Raw genomic sequence first — 20,751 nt, forward strand, 5'->3', positions numbered from 1 at the left:
TTCTGCCTAAACTGGAATGCGTACAGCGATTCATAACACTCACTAAGAGTGGAGGGAATGACCGTGTTCACGTCAGCCTCAAGTCCCACGTCGCGGAGAATTCTTACCGCGGCCATCGCCGGCGCCTCAGCGATTGTGCTCAGCGCGTGCAGCGGAACCGATAACGGAGCCGCGAACCAACCGCAATCGCCAACCGCGACAGTTCCAACGGGAACGACCGACACCGAAACGGTCACCAAGAGCGAATCCCCTGACCCCACCACGGCACCTCCGGAGACCTGCGACGTACCGTACGAAGAGTCCGACTTCGGGGCGGTCACCAGCGGCCGCTCCTTCACCGTCACTGACTACACCGGTGCCAACCTGAGTGGATTCGCATGGTGGGCAGAAGGCGTCGCACTCGACGGCTACGACGCGTGCGAGCCTCTGAGTTACCTTGCCCTCGATGGAATGGTCGGAGATGACAACGGCCCGACCGGAACTGGTGCGAGCATCTCGGAACTGCTGGTTCTCTTCGCCGAAGGCGAGACCGTCAGCAATCCGATCCCGATCCTGTTCGCCTCAGTTGAAGACGTGCAACGAAACTCACCGGAATCCATCACCGTGACATACGGCCACCGCGGCGGTGCGACCGCTGAAGGTGTCAACGAGTTCTACGATGTCACCTACACACTTACTGACGGCCAGGTCGAAGTCGCGCGCGCCAACGTTCCCAATGATGTCTGGGAGGGCTACTACCGAGTGCGCGTGCCCTGATTCTCGTTGTTCAGCGGAACTGTTCCCAGTCAGCCGGTTCGGTGTCGTCGCAAAAGGTGCGGCGCGAATACTCCTTGGTCGCCGTGAGGTCGTAGGCCACCGGTTCCGCTTTTGGTTCCTTAACCTCGACGCTGCCCGGCACCGTAAGTGCCGCGGCTTTTGGTGCCATTGAGTACTGGCGGCGGTTGCGGCGAGCAGAAAGTCTCCACAGTCCGTGGCGACCAAAGCCGTGCGTCGGCAGTTCCTCCCGCATCTGAGGACGAAGCCGTGAACGCAGGTGGTATCGGCGTTCCACTCCACCAGTCACGGTCAGGACGATAACCGCAGCCATGCCTAGTGCCACGACGATCACTAGCGCGTAGGAGGGGTTCGCGAAGGAACCGAGGTACACCTTCGCGCCGAGGAACGATCCTGCTGCAATGCCAACGTTGAACATGCTGGAGTTCAGACCAGCAGCAGTGGTGTACAAGTTGCCGGAGACCTGATGCAGCCACGCTTGTCCGACAACTGGCATCGTGCCGCCGGCCATTCCCCACAAGATGACTGCGAGAATCGCAAGATCCGGTCCAGCCTGTGCGAACAGGACCATTGCAGTAAGCACCAACACCGGCGGCATCATGAGGGTCACCCGCATCGAGCGCCCCGCTGCAATTCCAGCCAGGAAGTTTCCTGCCATGCCGGAGGCACCGTAGAGCAAGAGCATCGCGGACACGCTCGCTAGCGATACTCCACCAAGACTCTGCAAAAGCGGAGAGGCATAGGTGTACGCGGCGAAATGGAAGGTGACTAGGACCAGGGTGTAGATCAGTCCGAACTGGATTCCCGGGCGGGAAAACGCACGCCCGATGTCACCGAAGCGAACAACCTCATTGGACGGCATTTTCGGCAGTCGAATCATCAAGGTCAGCGCCATCAAGGCGCAGAGCATCCCGACGAGCAGATACGACATCCGCCAACCAACCAGATTCCCCAGCGCAGCCGACAGGGGCACACCGAACACGACTGCCGCTGATACTCCGGCGTACGCAATCGAAAGGGCGCGCGCGACGTCCTTCGGAGTCGCCATACGGGCGACCGTGGAGCCGAGCATCGACCAAAATGCACCGAGGCTAAGACCGACAAAGACACGCGAGGCCAGGAAAAATTCCGGAGAGGTCGCGATCGAGGAGAGGATGCCGGATGCCGCCATCAGCACAAGTGCAGTGGTGAAGATCGCGCGACGGTCCAGATGCCCGAGCAATCTGGGCGCTACGAACGCGGTCATGGCCGCCAGGAGCGCTGGAATCGTGACACCGAGTCCGATGGTGCCATTGCTCGTGGCCAGGTCATCGGCCATGAGGGTCATTACTCCGATGGGCAACTCTTCCATCGTCGTCATCGCAAAAATGCCGACGCTCAGAGCAGCAATTGCAGACCACGGGGTCCGCGCTTCATCCCGAACGTCCGGGATAGCCGTACGGGGGAAGTCTTTAACTGTCACCGATCACTCCATTCTCACGTGTCTGGTCCATGTGTGGGCATGCGAAAACCACCGTCCGGGTGCGGACGGTCAGCTCTACTGAGGTTGGGGTGACTCTGTGGGCAGCGATGGTGGCCGCTAAAAACTGTGTTGGCGATCACCCCATGTCAGAGGGCATTTTCACTCTGACCCCGGCCATTCTGGACCCCTCCCCCGATCCGCGCAAGTGCGCAGGTCAGAGCCCAATTCAGCCCCTAGAAGTCGAATCTTTGCCGAACAGCCTTCTCGGAGTGTCACTTCTCCGTCAATATCGTTGCCATTATTGCTTTGTGAAATACACAAGGTCGACTGAGGTCGGAATATTCTAAAGCTTTTATAACGATTAGTGTGATTGCGCACAATTGACCAAATTCACCCCTTGGCCAGCGCCGTTTCTAATTATTCGATGTACAGTTTAGCTGTATCGAGAAATCGCAAGATCTTGTGGTTGACATTCCATTGAGAAGGGAAACCGTGATGACTAACCAGGTCGCCATTGACCCTCAGAACCCATTCAAACTCGCCCGAAGCGTCCTCGCCTTTACTGGTGCTGTAGCTCTGATCCTCGGAATCCTGATTCTGGCGTGGCCGACTGCAACCGGCCGGGTCGTCACCTGGATCATCATCGCCTACGGCCTCTTGGCCGGTGTCGCATACATCGTGGGCGGTTTCATGGCGAAGAGCCGGTCGGGGTGGTCCCGTGCAGGTTCAATCATTGTCGGTCTTATCTTCATCATCGCTGCGATCGTTTTGTTCGGTAATCTCGCCGCGTCCACGGTTGCATTTGCGGTAATCCTCGGAATCGTTATCGGTGTCTCCTGGATTGTCGAGGGCATCTTCGCTTTGATGACCTTGCGCGGTTCCCGGTCCACCGGGTGGAGTCTCTTCTACGGAATTTTGAGCATCATTGCCGGCATCATTTTGGTGACCACTCCGTTCTGGGGAGCTGTCACCCTCTGGTGGCTGTTCGGTGTCTCCCTGGTGATCCTGGGAATCGTCCAGCTGGTCCGCGCCTTCCAGATCGGCAAGGAAGCCGAACTCTGACCAGCCGCACCTGACATGGAGGACCCGCTTCGGCGGGTCCTTTCTGCATAATCGGGACGATGGTGAACTCAGATCACATCCCCCAGGTCACGGTTGTCGCAGACGCACAGGTTTCGGTGCCGGCGACGATCGGAACGCTGGCCGTAGCCGTCGCTGCCAGCGCGACCGACGCCTCCGAGGCGTACTCCCTGCGTAAAGAGGCTGTCCGGACGGTGTCCCCGGTCCTAGCCGCCGCAGATGCACTTGACGTTCGCAATGAACAGGTCACCGAGACCAACGACTCCGACGACCACTTCGGGAACCGCACCGACGACCCCAAGGTCCGTGCCTTCTGGGAATGCCAGGTCATCTGCGACCTGCGGGCCGGCACGCCGGCGCACGAGCAGCTCAGGGACGTTGTCTCTCGCCTCGCCGCGGTCGACCACGTGAAGGTCACGGGTCCCCAATGGAGTCTCGACCCGCAGTCGGCCCAGTCCATTCGGACGCAGGCACAGGCCGAAGCATTGGTCGCCGCCGCCGAGCACGCAACTGCCATGGTCGAGCCGTTCGGCCAAGAGACTGCTGAGGTCCTCGATGCGACCATCAACATCTCAGCCCACAGCGTCTTCGACGGCCCGGAGGCACAGCAGTTCTCCTTGGCACGCGCCGCTTCCGCCGAACCACTTCCCGAGCGAACGCTCGATCTAGAGCTCGCTCCGGCACGGGAAACGGTGACTGCGAATGTGAAAGCAACGTTCCGGCTTAACGACGCCTAGTTCCACATAAAAATCGCTTTACCCCTTCTAGGCAACATTGTTAGCCAGAGTTATCCTCAACCTATGAGCACAATAAGAAGCCTGCTCGAGGAGTCGTCGATCCGTCTCGACGCCCCTGCCGAGAACTGGCAGGAAGCAATCACCGTCGCCGGTGAGATTCTAGAGAAATCAGGGGCCACTGATGCTCCGTACACGCAGTCGATGATCGACAACGTCCTGGAAAATGGCCCGTACATCGTGGTCGCTCCAGGCTTTGCTTTCGCGCACGCGCGCCCGGATGAGTCGGTCCATCGCACGGCGATGTCATGGGTGCGGCTCGCTGAGCCGGTGGAGTTCGGCCACAAGCGCAATGACCCGGTCACCCTGGTTCTGGCGCTCGCGGCCACCGACGCCAAAGCCCACACCCAGGCAATGGGCGAATTGGCTAAGGTCCTGGCCAATCCGCAGAAGCGACAGCAACTCGACACTGCTGCCACGCCCGCGGAAGTCCTCGACATCTTCGGTGCAGTCGAGGCTCAACAGACGAAAGAAGAGGCCGAAGTAGCAGAGGCGAAGAAGGCCCAGAGCACTGAAGATGTGGGGTCCGGTAGTGGGGTTGGGGGTGGGGAGAAGAGGACGTCGGGAAGCACGCGTTCTTCTAAGAACCACATCCTGACCGTGTGCGGCAATGGACTGGGCACGTCACTGTTCCTGAAAAACACGCTGGAGCAGGTGCTCAAGGACTGGGGCTGGGGCTCCTACCTCAGCGTCGAAGCCACCGACACCATCTCCGCGAAGGGCAAAGCCAAGGACGCGGACTTCATCCTCACCTCTGGGGAAATCGCCCGCGCCCTCGGAGATCTGGGAGTTCCGGTCTACGTCATCGAGAACTTCTCAGATCCACTCGAACTCGACACGGCTCTCCGCGAGCTTTACGACGTCTGATCACCGTCCCCACAGAACAGGACTGAACAATGGACTGGCTCATTGCCATCGCGGAGTTCCTCGTCAACGAGATTCTCTCCGTACCCGCATTCCTCATCGGTATTATCACCGCCGTCGGCCTCATGGCCTTGAAGAAATCCACTGGTCAAGTGCTCGGTGGCGCCATCAAGGCGACACTGGGCTTCTTGCTGGTCGGCGCTGGCGCGACACTGGTGGTCAATTCACTTGAACCACTGGGCATCATGATCGAGGGCGCCACCGGCATGCACGGCGTCATCCCCACTAACGAAGCGATCGCCGGTATCGCCCAGGCGCAATACGGCTCGCAAGTCGCCTGGCTGATGATCGCTGGCTTCGCGGTGAGCCTCATTCTTGCCCGGTTTACGCCGCTGAGTTACGTGTTCCTGACCGGCCACCACGTGCTGTTCATGGCCACGATGCTCACGATTATTCTTGCGACCAGCGGTTATGAAGGCTGGGTCACCGTTACCGTCGGCGCGATCGTGCTTGGCGTGATGATGGTGTCGCTGCCGGCACTCGCGCATCCGTGGACCAGGAAAATCACCGGCGACGACTCCATTGCCATCGGACACTTCGGCACTGCCGGGTATATCGCATCCGGTGCGGTCGGCAAGGTCGTGGGCAAAAACTCCCGTTCCACCGAGGACCTGAAACTGCCCGAAGGCCTGCGCTTCCTGCGCGATTCGATGGTCTCAACCGCGCTGTCAATGGTTCTGATGTACCTCGTGCTCGCAATTCTGTTCCTAGTTCGTGCAGGCTCCGACGAGGCTTTTACTGCCTTCGAGGATGGCGCCACTAGCGTTGGTAACTACCTGATGCAGTCCGCGACCCAGGGTCTTGAGTTCGGTGTCGCTGTGGCCGTCATCCTCTTCGGTGTCCGTACCATCCTGGGTGAGCTCGTCCCGGCGTTCCAGGGCATTGCCAAGAAGTTCGTCCCCGGTGCGATTCCGTCGCTGGATGCTCCGATCGTGTTCCCCTTCGCCCAGAACGCCGTGCTCATCGGCTTCGTCTCGTCCTTCATCGGAGGCCTGGCTGGCCTGGTGCTGCTGAGCCTCTGGCTGAACCCGGCCTTTGGTGCAGCCCTGATCCTGCCGGGTCTGGTGCCGCACTTCTTCACCGGTGGTGCCGCAGGTGTCTACGGAAATGCGACCGGTGGCCGCCGAGGTGCCGTGCTTGGTGCCTTCGTCAACGGCATCATCATCACGATTCTTCCGGCGTTCCTCGTGCTGGTCCTTGGCACCTTCGGCGAAGAGAACACCACCTTCGGTGATGCTGACTTCGGTTGGATGGGCATCCTCGTTGGTGTCGGATCCCGGGCCCAGGGTGCAGTTGGCATCGCAATCGTCTTGGCCATCGCTCTGGTGCTATTCCTCCTGGCCGTGCTGGTCCAGAAGAAGCTTGTCGACGGCAACTGGGACCCCGCCCCGGGCCACGGCGCCACGTACGGCGATGACGCCAAGATGGAAGCCATGACCGGTGTCGACGCCGCCGACGGAGGCCGAGGCTCCACCGGCGGTGGACTAGCCACCAAGGCGTACCCGAAGATCGCCCCGCCAAAGGGAGCCCCCACTCCCCCGCCTCCGCCGAGCCGAAACTGATCTGGCGATTTAACCGAGCGGGACTCCACCCACACCCCAGGAGTCCCGCTCGATCTCGTTGATGGTCACCCACACCGAGCTTTCCTTTTTACCGCTGACCTCTGCGTAGACCTTGGTCACCGACTCGATGATGGCTTTCTTCTGCTCGGCGTCGAGGCCCGGAGTCTGGGAAATCTGGATCAGCGGCATGGTGGGTCCTTCCGAAGGTTGCTACCTGGTTCAGGACACCACTGTAGTTCAGGCCGTCACAGCGCTCTGACCAATTCCGCCAGCGCGATTTCATCGCGGTGGTTCAGGCGGGCGACGGTCTTTCGCCTCGCGACGCCCTCCTCCAGACCCAACGCTTCATTGACCTGCACGATCGGATCAATGCCGTCAGTCGGCTCAAGCCCCATCAGGTTCAGGACTTCTTCGGAGCCGTCCAGCCCCTCAATGCGAGCCGGCGCCGGGATCACATCGAAGTCTTCACCGAACTTCAGCCAGACGCGGTCTCCTGCCTCGCAGCCGAGATCTTCCAGGTAGCGGCGGTACGAAGAGACCTGAGCGTTGCTCGATTTCCATGCCACGGTCTGAGTTCCCAATCGACCATCGAGATCCACCGATCCACCATGTGCAAGGCCGTACATCCCAGTTAGCGCCAGTGGAACGGGCATCCCGGAGCCGCGTAGGTTGTCGACATTCACCTTGGTCAGTAGGTGCCACACGCCCTCTCGCATGTACAAGTTTCGGGTGTCCTCGGGAACGGTGTCGCTGGTGACCTCCCCAACGTGGAACTTGACTACGCCGTCCTCAATCTGGAACTCATACCCGCTCGCGTAGCTCCTCATTGAGGATCCGGAGACACCGAACGTCTCCGCTTCTGCCAGGAGCGATTCGAGTGAGACTCCGTCATCGTCGGACTGCTCGATACGGCGCACGATGAGGTCGCGGATTCCAGTCCACTCCTCCATCTCCCATTCGGCCAGAGCCCAAGTGTCGGCTGCGCATCGATAGACACCGTCGTAGATACCAAGCGAATTCGAGAGTGCCCGAACCGAACCGCCCGGCATTAACTCGTGCAGTTCGGCGAGCGTCAGCGGCTGCCCTGCCAGTGACAATTCCGTGGCCGCTCGAGCTCCAATGGTGCTCTGACGGACCAGCACATTGCCACCACGAACCTCATGGCCTAGTTGCTCCGTTAGCCAATCAATGAGCAGGTCAGGGTCTACATCCGTGCCCTCGTGAATCTTCTCTAGTTCGGCGATACCGTATTCGTTTACGGCGTCGGAAACTGCTGACGAGATCGCATCGTCCACTCCGGTCAGCACAACCCAACGGTCGACGATCGACCACCGAGGCTCCCGCTGGAATTTCTCGAGGAACCGCCACAGCGGCACCTCCGTCTCGGGGATGAGATTCTCCACACCAGGATGATGCTCAATCACCATCGACCACTGCTGGAGCTTCCCGACGGTCCCAACGATCTCGTCATGGATCTCTTCAGTATCCAACGATAAAAGCTGGTCTATAAGGGGCTTCTCCAGCTGTCGAACGCGTTCCCTCGTGACTCCGAAGCGGTTGCCGAGTTCATCGAGGGTTTCTCCCCCGATGATTCGGTCAAGGAAAATCCCGCGATAACGATCATCCTGTCCGAGGATCTTCGAGATTTCGAAGGCTGTCTGCCAGTAGATATCGAAATCGTCAGTGACCGGAGGTGCCGCCGGGCGTGGTGCAGGAGCATCCAGCGCTTCTTGAACCACCGCCTCAACGATCGACTGGAGCCGTACCGCCCCGACTCCCCGAATCGCGGAGAGGTCGTCAGCAGATGCGGACAGGACCGGTGCATGGGTGTTGATCCAGCGGCGAACGGGGGCGGATCCGGTGGGGACGCCGTCGGGAAGCTGTGTTGGGTCCAGCACTGGAGACATCGTGTGCAGTGGTGCAGTAGCGAAGTAGGAGACCCAGGTGGCGGCGATGTGTCCGGTGTCGTCGTTATCGAGATCGAACTCTGAAAGCCACGGGAACACCGTGGTCACCGCGGCCGCGGATGTCACCTCGGCGGGAGCATCCACAGACGGCAGATCCTCAGGAGTTACTGGTCTAGCGGTATCTGCCGTTCGTGCCAGAAGCCTTGAGAAAGAGACCTCGTCGATGACGGGCACACCGAGCTCACGTGCCGTCGCAGCGGCTGCACCAATGGGTTCGCCGTGAGCGGTAACGAGACACACCACCTCAACACTGAGGTCTGTACGGAGCAGGCCCGCGGCACTGATCCTGCGATCCCACTCCTCACGCGGATAAGCAGTCGCACCGTGAAAGGCGATGCGGTCATTGCGGTGAAGGGTGATGTCGGAGTGGTCGTCGGATAGCAAAAGCGTGACGACGGTCCCTTCCTCAACCCCTAGCTGCCTCGCCACCGCGAGGAGATGATTGTGCTCAGCCTCGGTGACCCGGCCGTCTTCCCAAGCATCCACGGCGACGCGGCGCACGAAGATGTCGTGGAGGGCACCGGCATCATCGGCGGATACTCCGTGCTCTCGGGCAGTGCGGGCGAGAGCCTCGGATTCACTGCCGTCGAGAATCCCATCGTCAAATGCCTCTCGAAGCAGGCCTAGGTACTCCTCGATGCCCTCTGGTGTCACTGGAGAGCCCTCGGAAACAACCGGTTGCTCAGCGCTGTGGCGAGGGGCTGATGTGGTGTGGCCTCCACCAATCAACGAGGCCAATTCTTCTGCTCGCCCCGCCACATTTTCCTCAGTGAGAAAGTCGTCCAGGTCATCCTCAGCAGAGCCGCCAGCGGAGATGAGCACATCCTCAGCGGTCAGCGCAGACCACTCAATTCCGTTGTCCCGCAGGCTATCCACCAGAACGCTAAGGACCTCTGTGGAGCCGTGGAGGAGCACGCTATGGCCGTCGAGAAGCGACCCGATGCGCTCCACTGCCTGACCAAAATCCTGCACTCCAAGAGTGATCGACTGCGGCTCCCGGCCGACGCGCAGCAGCGCGACATCGGCGAAATACCGGAGGGATCGCTCGGGAACCTCCTCCGCAACGAGGATGACGGTTCGGGGCTCTGCCACAGCGAGACTCACAGGACCTCCAGGTGAGGGCGACTTCAGACAACCGTTCCAGAATAACCCTCGCCCAGGCACGCACAACGCCCCGCCTTCTGAGACCCATGTCACACCGAAACTGAACTATTGTGCAGAGTGACCTAAGTACCTCTTTAGGAGACACCATGACGACACCTTCGTTACCGACGTTCCAGAAGATCCTCGTCGCCAACCGTGGCGAAATCGCCGTCCGTGCTTTCCGCGCGGCCGTGGAAACCGGCGCCAAGACAGTGGCCGTGTACCCGCGTGAGGATCGTTCCTCGTTCCACCGTTCGTTTGCATCACAGGCAGTTCGGATCGGCGAGGAGGGAGCGCCAGTAAAGGCGTACCTGAACGTCAGCGAGATCATCCGTGCCGCAGAGGATTCCGGAGCCGACGCGATCTACCCCGGTTACGGATTTCTCTCGGAGAACGCTGCTCTTGCCCGGGCCTGCGCAGAGCATGGCATCACCTTTATTGGCCCGCGCCCAGAGACCCTGGATCTGACCGGCGACAAAGCCCGTGCTGTCGCCGCCGCTCGAGAAGCCGGCCTGCCGACGCTGTCTGAGACCGCACCGACGAAGGACGTCGACAAACTTGTTGCTGCTGCCGACGGCCAGACCTACCCACTGTTCGTGAAGGCGGTTGCCGGAGGTGGCGGGCGTGGCATGAGGTTCATTCCCAATGTCGAGGAACTGCCGTCTCTGGCCGCGGAGGCATCTCGCGAGGCAGAAGCAGCATTCGGCGACGCCCGTGTCTACATCGAGCGCGCAGTGATCAACCCGCAGCACATCGAGGTACAGATCCTGGGTGACCACGAGGGCAACATCGTGCACCTCTTCGAGCGCGACTGCTCTCTGCAGCGCCGCCACCAGAAGGTCGTGGAAATCGCACCTGCTCAGCACTTGGACCCGAAGCTGCGTGAGCAGATCTGCGCGGACGCCGTGGCTTTCTGTGAGTCGATCAATTATGTCGGCGCCGGCACCGTTGAATTCCTCGTCGACGAAGAAGGCAACCACGTCTTCATCGAAATGAACCCCCGCATCCAGGTCGAGCACACTGTCACTGAAGAGGTCACGCAGGTTGACCTGGTGAAGGCGCAAATGGCCATCGCTGCCGGCGCCACCCTGGCGGATCTGGGGCTGTCCCAGGACACGATCGAGACTTATGGGGCGGCGCTGCAGTGCCGCATCACCACCGAGGATCCCTCCAACGGGTTCCGCCCGGATACCGGCACGATCACTGCGTACCGCTCCCCCGGCGGCGCAGGTGTTCGCCTCGATGGTGCTGCATCCCTCGGCGGCGAGATCACTGCCCACTTCGACTCGATGCTGGTCAAGATGACGTGTCGTGGGCCGGATTTCGCCACTGCCGTGCTGCGCGCACAGCGAGCCCTGGCAGAGTTCACTGTCTCCGGGGTTGCGACCAACATCGGTTTCCTGCGCGCACTACTTCGCGAACCGGACTTCCAAAATGAGCGCATCGCCACCTCTTTCATCGCCGAGCACCCGTGGCTGTTGCAGGCTCCGCCCGCCGATGATGAGCCGAGCCGTCTGCTCGACTACCTCGCCGACGTGACGGTCAACCGCCCCCACGGCGAGCGCCCCAATGTGGCGTCGCCACACCGCAAGCTTCCGGACGTCTCCAGCGACAAACTCCCCCGCGGCTCCCGCGACCTCCTCAAGCAGGTGGGTCCGAAGAAGTTCGCCGAGCACCTGCGCGAGCAGAAGGCTCTTGCTGTCACTGACACGACGTTCCGCGATGCGCACCAGTCACTGCTGGCCACGCGGGTGCGATCGTCTGCGCTTGTCGACGCCGCCTCCGCCGCCGCACGCCTGACTCCGGAACTTCTTTCCGTCGAGGCCTGGGGCGGCGCCACCTACGATGTTGCTCTGCGCTTCCTCCACGAGGACCCGTGGGCGCGCCTGGATGCGATCCGTCAGGCCATGCCGAACATCAACATTCAGATGCTGCTTCGCGGGCGCAATACCGTCGGCTACACGCCGTATCCGGATGTCGTCGCTCGCAGTTTTGTGCGCGAGGCAGCCGACTCCGGCGTCGATATCTTCCGCATCTTCGATGCGCTTAACGACGTCTCCCAGATGCGCACCGCCATCGACGCAGTCCTGGAGACTGACACCACAGTGGCTGAGGTCGCGATGGCCTACTCCGGAAATCTCCTAGATCCGGCCGAGGACCTCTACACGCTGGATTACTACCTGAAGTTGGCAGGGGAAATTGTCGAAACCGGCGCCCACGTCTTGGCTATCAAGGACATGGCAGGTCTGTTGCGTCCGGCAGCAGCCTCGAAGTTGGTCACCGAGTTGCGTCGTAACTTCGATCTGCCGGTACACATCCATACGCACGACACCGCTGGCGGTCAGCTGGCCACCTACCTGGCGGCAGCGAACGCTGGTGCCGACGCCGTCGATGGCGCCTCCGCTCCTCTCTCCGGCACAACCTCTCAGCCTTCACTGTCGGCGATTGTCGCGGCGTTCGCCCACACCTGGCGCGACACCGGGCTGTCGTTGAAGGCTGTTGGTGACATGGAGCCGTACTGGGAGGCGGTCCGTCAGCTCTACGCACCGTTCGAGTCCGGAACTCCGGGTCCGACCGGTCGTGTCTACCGACACGAGATCCCCGGCGGTCAGCTCTCGAACCTGCGCACCCAGGCAGTGGCACTTGGTCTCGACGACCGCTTCGAGTTGATCGAAGACGCCTACGCCGGAGTCAACGAACTGCTCGGACGCCCGACCAAGGTCACTCCGTCGTCCAAGGTCGTCGGCGACTTGGCTCTGCACTTGGTCGGCGCGGGTGTATCCGTCGATGACTTCGCCGCCGACCCACAGCGCTACGACATCCCCGATTCTGTCACCGCCTTCCTGCGCGGTGAACTGGGAACCCCGCCCGGGGGCTGGCCCGAGGAACTTCGCGACAAAGCCCTGGCCGGCCGAGCCGCGGGCGCTCCCCGATTGGTCTCGATTCCGCAGGAGGAGGAAGCCCACCTCATCGGCGATGACAGTGCCAACCGCCGCGCTACCCTGAGCCGTCTACTCTTCCCCAAGCAGGCCGAGGAGTTCGACGAACACCGCCGCCGCTTCGGTGACGTCTCCGTCCTCAACGACCGCAATTTCTTCTATGGACTGCAAGAGGGCGAAGAAAACGTCATCCGCATCGCCGGGGAAACCCCGATGGTGGTCCGCTTGGACGCCGTCGGTGAGCCCGACGACAAGGGAATGCGCCAGGTCGTGGCTAACGTCAATGGTCAGATTCGCCCGATCCGCGTGCGTGATCTCTCCGTCGAATCCGTCACCGCCACCGCAGAAAAGGCCGATCCTTCGGCCAAGGGTCATGTGGCAGCTCCGTTCGCCGGCACCGTCACGGTCAATGTCACCGAAGGCACCGAGGTGGAGGCCGGCGACGCCGTGGCAGTCATCGAAGCCATGAAGATGGAAGCAACGATCACCAGCCCGGTGGCCGGTGTCGTTGACCGCGTAGTTCTTACCCAGCCAACCAAGGTGGAGGGCGGAGATCTGCTGATCTCAGTCAAGCCCTCCTAAAAGCGGGCCCTGGGTCGGTGGTGACGACCTCGCTCGGTGGCAGCGAGTTACCCGGAGTGTTGCAATTTCGACGATTTTTTCCATGGATCTGCCTCTTTGCGAGGAAGTCATTGCAACATAGCGGGTAACTTTTCCCATCCTGACCTGCGCCAATTCGTCACGTGACGAATACTTGTACGGGCCTGGCATAGCATCGCCCCACGAAAAAGCCCGAGGGAACCATAGGAAACTAGGTTCACTCGGGCTTTCATGCTCTCGCCTCCCGACGCCATCTCAGCATCGGCAGCAAAGATCTACCTGGACGAAGCCTCTGCTTCAGCCTCCGGGGACTCTGAACTCCCTGAAGCATCTGTGTCTTCCAACTTCACTGCATCTCGCTGCAGCGGGAAGATCAGGTCAAACACCCACGCGAAGACGAAGGTGTACACGAGGAAGAAGATCAGCAGGCCGATCTCCAAGATGAATGCCTCGTAGATGGACACTCCCAGGATCAGCGCGATCACCGGGACGAGGAACACGACCAGTCCGCCTTCAAAGCCGATGGCGTGAGCCACTCGCCGGCGCAGTGTGCGCTTCTTCGAGGCTTGGCGCATCTCCCACTTCTCAAAGAGGGTGTTGAACGTGAAGTTCCAGATCAGGGCTACCGCCGATGACGCCACCGCCACCAAACCGGCACTATCCCCTGCGTGACCGAGCGACGAAAGCGCAATGGTCACAAAAATAATGGCGATGATCTCGTAAGACACCGCGTAAGTGATTCGCCGGACAACGGGCGACATGGAATCCTCCTCAAACTCAATGCATGGGAAGCCTCTTTCAGGTTCACGTCCATGTCGGGGTATTTCTCGGGCGTCTGGGCACCCTTCCTCAGACGGTAACAATTGACGTTCACACGTTTATTCCGCGCTGGCAGTGGAGTCGCACACGTGTGCCTAAAAGCACGGAGCGAAACGGTTAACCCCGCGTGGAGTGTCGAGGGCGGCGATATTGTGAACACGTCATAGAATTCCGGGGGCAAACTACTGCGGCTCCGCTAGCAACAGCAGAGCCCGCCTGCCATGCCGAATTTTTCCCATTACGCACTTCCCCGCGCCCCAGGCCCAGAGACCCACAGACAAGAGGCACGATGCTCGATTCCAGGCTGTACAACCACGTCGACGTCGAGGTCGGGGACCTCACCGTTTCGGTTTTCCATATGGGCGCCACTAGTTACGCCCTCGCCCACAACCGCATTCCGGTGGTGCCGTTCATCCTTGTGTCGAATGCCAAGACAGCCGAAGGCTCCAGCGAGCCGGCCGAGGTTGTCATCCGTGCCGAGTCCAATGGCACCTTGCTCTTCGACAGCGGTCCGCTAGCGCTGACTCCGTTGGCCCCTGGCAAGCAGGGAATTATCGAACCGTACGACCAGACTCGCGTTCCCGTCACGCTCACGCGAGAAGACTCTCTGGAAGGTCCGGCGGATCTGAGTGTGGAGGTGAGGGTGGGTGAGGAAAACGTCGTGAAGCAAATTGATTTTCGCGTCCTCGCCGATAATGAGTGGTTCAATTCGCCCTCCTACTACGAGTCGCTGGCCGCTTTCGTGCAGCCGAATGCGGCCGCTGTTGTACCGGTGCTGTCTGCAGCAGCAGACATCTTGCAGAAGGAAACCGGCGACGCTTCCCTCAGCGGTTACCAGGCAGGTCCGCAGCGCGTCTTGGAGATCACCGGCGCGGTGTACCAGGCGCTGCAGTCCGCGGACATCCGTTACATCAACCCGCCGGCCTCCTTCGAGAACACCGGTCAGCGCATTAGATCGTCGTCGGATGTCCTGGAGTCGCGGTTCGGTACGTGCATCGATCTTTCCCTGACGTTTGCCGCCGTTGCTGAGCAGTGTGGGCTGCATCCGGTGATCATCATGGTGCCGGGCCACGCGATGGCTGGTGTGCTGATGACGGAGGATCCGTTGCCGGCGCCGGTGTTGCTGGAGGACACCGCGATTAACAACTATCTACGCTCCGGACGCGTGTTGCCGATCGATGCGATGTTCTACAACGACATGGGCTTCCGCCAGGTGGTGGATCGCAGTCGCGCAGCGCTGAAGGACAAGGGTGCTCAGGGCCTCATCGACGTGAAATCAGCACACCGCAATGGCATGCGTCCATTGCCCTATCGCTCCGCGCCAAAGACCGAAGAAGAGAGGCTTATCGACGCCTCCAAATCCACATGGGACCTCCCCGACACCGGACTCATTAGCGATATCAGTGAGACTGCATTCCGCGACGACACTGACGAAAGCCCTGCCCGAGTGCAGGCTTGGAAGCGCGAACTGCTGGATCTGTCACTGCGCAATCGGCTGCTGAACGTGAAGAAGGGGCCGGAGGTTCTGGACTTCCTGCTGCCGGAAGACACGCTTGCTGACCTCGACGACAAGATCCACGCCGGTGAGAAGATCGCGATTCACCCTTCGGACGATGTCAGTGACAACCGCCGAATGCAGGGCATCCACCGCGTCACGCAGTTGCCGAATGAGCAGTTGGCAGGTGACTTGATTGACCGCAATCGCCTGTATGCAGATGTGTCGGGAGCCCGGTACGACACTTACTTCCGGAGCCTGACCCGCTTGGTCCGCACGTACACCGAGGAGACTGGTTCGGCGAACCTGTACCTGACGCTCGGTGCATTGGTACACACGAACACCACCGGCAAGCCCGCGTACTCGCCGTTGTTCCTCATTCCGGTGAAGATCGTCGGAGGAAAGGGGCGGGCCAGGTACCAGATTCAGGTGGATACCTCCGTCGAGGCGAGCCCCAACTACTCCCTGGTGGAGTGGCTGCGCCAGGTGCACGGAGTGACCATCGAAGCGTTGTCGAAACCGAAGCTCGACGACTCAGGCTTGGACATCGAATACGCGTTGTCGCAGATCTCCGAGGCGTTGGTGAAGGCTGAGCTGCCGTTCACCGTGATTGAAAAGTCCCGTCTCATCATCGCGAAGTTCTCGACCTACGGAATGTGGAAGGACCTGCAGAACAACTGGTCGGACTTCATGGGGTCTCCGGTGTTCAATCACATCACCACGAAGGCGGGTGCACAGTTCTCGGACCCAGCGGCAGTTGGGCCGAGTGGTGAAGCCATCGACATTCGTGATGTCCAGGTCAAGGAGGCTGAACTGGCGTTGCCCATCCCCGCCGATGGCGCCCAGTTAAAGGCAATTACAGCTGCCGCGGCGGGGTACAGTTTCGTGCTCGAGGGACCTCCGGGAACTGGTAAGTCCCAGACGATCACTAACCTCATCGCCCACGCCCTGGACAAGGGGAAGAAGGTGCTCTTCGTCGCCGAGAAGCAGGCTGCACTCGACGTGGTGCAGGAGCGTCTAGCCAGGGTTGGTCTGGCACCGTTCACCTTGGATCTGCACGGCGTGGAGCAGAAACCCGCGGCCATCAAAAAGCAGCTCAAGGACTCCATCGACGCTGAGGTCTACTACGGGGCCCATGCCTGGGACACTGCAGTCGCAGATTTGCGCACCAGGCTCGCACCGCTTTCGGACTACCCCGGTCAGATCCACGACCTCAATGGTGTCGACCACTCGTTGTGGTCAGCCACCACCACTTTGATGGACATGGGTGACGGACCAGCCGCCACCGTCCCTGAGTCTTTCGTCGCCGATCCGACGCTGTCTCTCAATGATCTCCGAAACATCGCGGCAGACCTGGCGCCGTTGTCAAAGATCATGGACTTCAGTGCGGTAGACCGGTGGCGACTGGCAGGCTCAGAGATTCGCCCCAGCCTTCTCAAGCGTTGGGAAGAGCTCGAGAAGCAGCGCCGTATTGTCTCCAAGGCCTCGGGGCTCGTCCCCCACTTGGAGCGCGACGACCTCGACGACTTCCTCCGCACCCTCGAGGAAGCCGAGAAGATCCCTGAGGATCAGCGTCTCTCACCAGAGCAGATTGATCGGCTCACCCACACCCCAGAGGCCGTAAAAGCCCTCGCCGCTGAGATCAACAGCCTCGGCCAGGAACTGGCTCAGGCGCAGTCATTGTTCTCTCCGGCCTTCATCCGTTCCGGCGATACCGCACCAATCCTGGAAGCAATCGCAGAGACCCGCCGTGGCATGTTCGGCAAAAAGAAGCGCATGGCGGCCTACGAGCAGGCCCTGCGCATCGCCGTGCCAGCGAATGCCGCCGAACTCGACCTCGACGGGGCCTTCAGCCCGGACCAGATCGAGATCCAGTTGGGCCGACTGCCGCAGCTCCGCGCTGCCGCCGCGGAGCTGCAGGCCAAATTGGAACAGATCCCCGGCGCCGAGCCGATGCACGCCCGCTCAGTCCTCGACCCCGCGCTTCCGGCTGCTCTGTGGCAGTTCGGTGAGGACATAGTCGAAGCGATCGTGATGTCCCGTAAGCATGAAGATGCTCTGCAAATCTTGGATGATCTCAGCTCCTCCGGACTGGCCGACGACATGTCCACCACCCTTCGTGACATTCGGACCGCTTGGCTCGACTGGGTCGTGGCCCTCGGTGCCACCGACGAATCCATCTACAACTGGCGAGGTAACAACAGCTGGGTCATCGCGTGGCTCACCACGGCGAACGCGTGGAAGCGTGACATCGATGCCTCCGGTGCCGAAGCTCCGGCCCGGATCATCCAGTGGTCCACTGCCACGTCCGACCTGCGCAATGCTGGACTGACCGAGTTTGTCGGACAGATCGAGCGTGGAGAGATCCCGCCCAATGACATCGACGTCGCACTGCGCCGGGGCATCGCCCAGGCCTCTGTGACTGAACGCGGCACTCGCTTCCGGCTTGATGACTTCCATCCGGAACTCAAGGACAACGAACTTGCCCAGCTCACCGCAGCCATCGCCAAGGTTCAGGAGGAGTCGGTCCGCGCGCTGCCTGCGAAACTGCTCCGCCAGCGTCCGTTCCGACCAGACCGTCTCGACGGCCGGCCGGCTCTGCTGCGCCGTCAGCTCGACGCCAAGCGAAACGCCAAGTCCTTCCGGAACCTGCTGCAGGAATTCGGTGACGAGATTCTGTCGGTCGCACCGTGCTTCTTCGTCAGCCCCGCATCCCTGGCGACCTACGTTGCCCCGGGTGCCGTCGACTTCGACATCGTCGTATTCGATGAGGCTTCCCAGGTCACCGTCGATCAGGCGATGGGTGCGCTCGGCCGTGGCCGTTCCGCTGTCATCGTTGGTGACTCCAAGCAGATGCCGCCGACCCGCATCGGCAAGGCCGTCGCGACCAACGAAGATGACCCTGATTCTGACGACGACATGGCCGACATCGCGGACCTGGAGTCGATTCTCTCCGAGGCCGTTGAGTCTGGCCTGCCCCAGGTGTGGCTGTCGTGGCATTACCGCTCCAAGGACGAGGCCCTCATCGCCTTCTCTAATGAGCACTACTACGAGGGGAACCTCTCCAGCCTGCCCTCCCCTGGCTTCATCCCAGATGCCGGCGTCTCGGTCACGCGCGTGGACGGCCAGTTCATCCGCGAGCAGAAGCACCCGTTGCTCCGGACGAATCCGGTAGAGGCGGAGGCGATTGTTCAGAGCGTCGTGAAGCGCATTAATAACCCCGTGACCGGCCACGAGTCGATCGGTGTGGTCACCTTCAACATGCCTCAGCGCAACCTCGTCCTGGATCTGCTGGAGCAGTCTGATGACCCGCTGGTGCAGAAGCGCCTGCAGCCGGGTCCGGACAGCATCTTCGTGAAGAACCTGGAGAACGTGCAGGGCGATGAGCGAGACGTGATTCTGTTCTCCACCGCATTCTCGAAGCACGAGAGCGGCAAGGCGATGCCGATGAACTTCGGTCCGCTGTCGCGTGCCGGCGGCGAGCGTCGTCTTAATGTCGCAGTGACTCGTGCGCGCAAGGAGGTCGAGGTTTTCTGTTCCTTCGACCCGAATGAGATCGATGTCTCGCGCACGAAGTCGGTGGGTATGGCGCACTTGCGCGCGTACCTCGAGGCTGCCATTGAAACCCCTTCGCTTCCCGACGCCTCCCTCACTCCCACCGGCCTCAACATCAACCCCGTCCGGGACCACATCGCGGCCCGTTTGCAGGACCGTGGCTGGGTAGTAGAAAAGGACTTCGGCCTTTCGTCCTTCACCCTTGACCTGGTGGTTCGTCCCGCAGACGATGACCGCTGGCACGCCGCAATTCTTACCGACGGCCAGAAGTGGGCTGCCATGCCGACCGTCGCCGACCGTGACCTGACCCCGAACCTCCTGGGCGCCATCATGGAGTGGGCAGCCACCGTGCGCGTCTGGCTGCCAGAGTGGATCAAGAACCCGGATGCGGTCATCGAGCGTATTGAAGCCTCGCTTGCGGACGCCTCCTCGCGAATCAACGACCTCGACCAGCAGCGCGCCGAAGCCCTCGCTGAGGCCGAGAGGGTCCTCGCTGAAGAGCGCAAGCGCATCGAAGACGAGCGCCTCGCCGAAGAGGCAGCCCAAGAACAGGCCCGAGCTGAACTGGAAGCCGAGCAGGCAGAAGAGGCCGAACTTGCCGGGGCCTCCAGCGTTGGGGCCTCCGAGATCGATGCCACCGACGTCGCTGAGCGTACAGAGGAAAACCGGGTCGCGGAGTCTGGTGAGGTTTCATCTGACGAAGATGACGCACCTGCCTGGGTAATCGAGGAAGATTCATGGAATGAAACTGACGAAGCCGACATCGTCATTGTGGCCTCAGACAACCCGTTTGATCCTCCGGGTGCCAAGGCCCAGCCCGCCCCGGTGCCAGCAATAGCGACAGCTCCGGCGAAACCTCGGCAGCAAGACCCTGACCTATTCGATACCTCTAAGTCTCCGGAGGCTGCAGCATTCCGCGAGTCCGCCGGAATGCTCGACATTTCTCTCAGTGACGAGGCGGACACGGCGGACACTTCGCCAGAGGCACCGCCCGCTCTGCCCACTGAAGTTCCTTTTGCCCCGGTCAGCCACGAGATCATCGGCGAGCGAGATGAGTTGGAAGCAGGATTCGAAGGAGAACGCGCAAAGCAGGTCCGCGCCGAGGTGCTCCTGATACTGGAGGACCACGCACCGATGCGCCTAGACACGTTGCAGAGCACCATCGCGAAGCGTTTCGGCCGACAGAAGACCTCTCGGAAGATGAATGAGACGGTAATCAACCCGCTACTTCCTTCGGAACACATCCACGATGAGCACGGAGTCGAGTTCATCTGGCCCACTGCCACAGGTCCAACGGACTGGAACCATTACCGGCGCTCTGAAGGACGCAACATCGTTGACATCTCCATTCACGAGATCGCTAATGCCGCGAAAATCGTTCTGGCAGAACACCCCGATCTCAGCGCCACAGATCCCAATGACAGCAATCAACTGTATCGGCAGATCCTCGCTGTCTTCGGTGTCACCAGACTAACTACCACGGCACGCACTCGGATCTTCGAAGCATTGGAGCTCTTATAGCGTCCAGTTCTTCGAACCCCCGTTCGCCATAAATGAACGGGGCTGTCAGATAAGGTGATTCACTGGTGAAATCATCCATCACATCGTCTTGATTCTCTTGCCGAAATACCCCTGAA

11 protein-coding genes are annotated in these 20,751 nt (G+C 60.9%); 7 read left to right on the forward strand and 4 right to left on the reverse strand.

Features of this window, described 5'->3' with window-relative positions:
* Positions 1 to 57: 57 nt before the first annotated feature.
* Complete coding sequence (locus YWU_RS17290) at positions 58 to 756, forward strand: LppP/LprE family lipoprotein (RefSeq protein ID WP_051259863.1); 699 nt, start codon at positions 58 to 60, stop codon at positions 754 to 756.
* Between the two features lie 10 nt (positions 757 to 766).
* On the opposite strand, the gene YWU_RS14425 is transcribed toward YWU_RS17290, so the two are convergent.
* Positions 767 to 2,236 (reverse strand): MFS transporter, encoded by a 1,470-nt coding sequence (locus YWU_RS14425; protein WP_051259864.1) that lies wholly within the window; start codon positions 2,234 to 2,236, stop codon positions 767 to 769.
* A 495-nt stretch (positions 2,237 to 2,731) separates the two neighbouring features.
* Here YWU_RS14425 and YWU_RS0101235 point away from each other — a divergent pair, with 495 nt between their 5' ends.
* The 4 genes from YWU_RS0101235 (at position 2,732) to YWU_RS0101250 (ending at position 6,596) form a co-directional block, all read left to right on the forward strand.
* Positions 2,732 to 3,298, forward strand: coding sequence for an HdeD family acid-resistance protein (locus YWU_RS0101235; protein ID WP_027019045.1), 567 nt, complete (start codon positions 2,732 to 2,734; stop codon positions 3,296 to 3,298).
* A 59-nt stretch (positions 3,299 to 3,357) separates the two neighbouring features.
* Positions 3,358 to 4,053, forward strand: coding sequence for an SIMPL domain-containing protein (locus tag YWU_RS17295; RefSeq protein ID WP_051259865.1), 696 nt, complete (start codon positions 3,358 to 3,360; stop codon positions 4,051 to 4,053).
* Between the two features lie 63 nt (positions 4,054 to 4,116).
* On the forward strand, positions 4,117 to 4,977 hold the full coding sequence (locus YWU_RS0101245) for a PTS sugar transporter subunit IIA (protein WP_027019046.1): 861 nt from the start codon (positions 4,117 to 4,119) through the stop codon (positions 4,975 to 4,977).
* A gap of 29 nt (positions 4,978 to 5,006) precedes the next feature.
* Positions 5,007 to 6,596 carry a PTS ascorbate transporter subunit IIC gene (locus tag YWU_RS0101250; RefSeq protein WP_027019047.1) on the forward strand — a complete coding sequence of 530 codons (1,590 nt, stop codon included), beginning with the start codon at positions 5,007 to 5,009 and terminating at the stop codon, positions 6,594 to 6,596.
* A gap of 9 nt (positions 6,597 to 6,605) precedes the next feature.
* Here YWU_RS0101250 and YWU_RS0101255 read toward each other — a convergent pair whose 3' ends face one another.
* Together YWU_RS0101255 and YWU_RS0101260 are read right to left on the reverse strand one after the other, a co-directional pair.
* Positions 6,606 to 6,785: a tautomerase family protein gene (locus YWU_RS0101255; protein ID WP_027019048.1), complete on the reverse strand. Its 180-nt coding sequence runs from the start codon at positions 6,783 to 6,785 to the stop codon at positions 6,606 to 6,608.
* Positions 6,786 to 6,841: 56 nt separating this feature from the next.
* The gene (locus tag YWU_RS0101260) at positions 6,842 to 9,667 is read right to left on the reverse strand and encodes a sigma factor-like helix-turn-helix DNA-binding protein (protein ID WP_027019049.1); all 2,826 of its coding nucleotides are present in this window, start codon (positions 9,665 to 9,667) and stop codon (positions 6,842 to 6,844) included.
* Between the two features lie 146 nt (positions 9,668 to 9,813).
* Here YWU_RS0101260 and YWU_RS0101265 point away from each other — a divergent pair, with 146 nt between their 5' ends.
* A complete protein-coding gene (locus YWU_RS0101265; protein ID WP_027019050.1) occupies positions 9,814 to 13,227 on the forward strand; it encodes a pyruvate carboxylase in 3,414 nt (1,137 codons plus the stop codon).
* Between the two features lie 293 nt (positions 13,228 to 13,520).
* On the opposite strand, the gene YWU_RS14435 is transcribed toward YWU_RS0101265, so the two are convergent.
* Positions 13,521 to 14,006, reverse strand: coding sequence for a PACE efflux transporter (locus YWU_RS14435; RefSeq protein WP_084141501.1), 486 nt, complete (start codon positions 14,004 to 14,006; stop codon positions 13,521 to 13,523).
* Between the two features lie 347 nt (positions 14,007 to 14,353).
* Between YWU_RS14435 and YWU_RS14440 the strand changes: the two genes are divergently transcribed.
* Positions 14,354 to 20,635 (forward strand): DUF4011 domain-containing protein, encoded by a 6,282-nt coding sequence (locus tag YWU_RS14440; RefSeq protein ID WP_051259866.1) that lies wholly within the window; start codon positions 14,354 to 14,356, stop codon positions 20,633 to 20,635.
* Positions 20,636 to 20,751: the final 116 nt, after the last annotated feature.

This window comes from Corynebacterium sputi DSM 45148 (assembly GCF_000427865.1).
GTDB lineage: Bacteria > Actinomycetota > Actinomycetes > Mycobacteriales > Mycobacteriaceae > Corynebacterium > Corynebacterium sputi.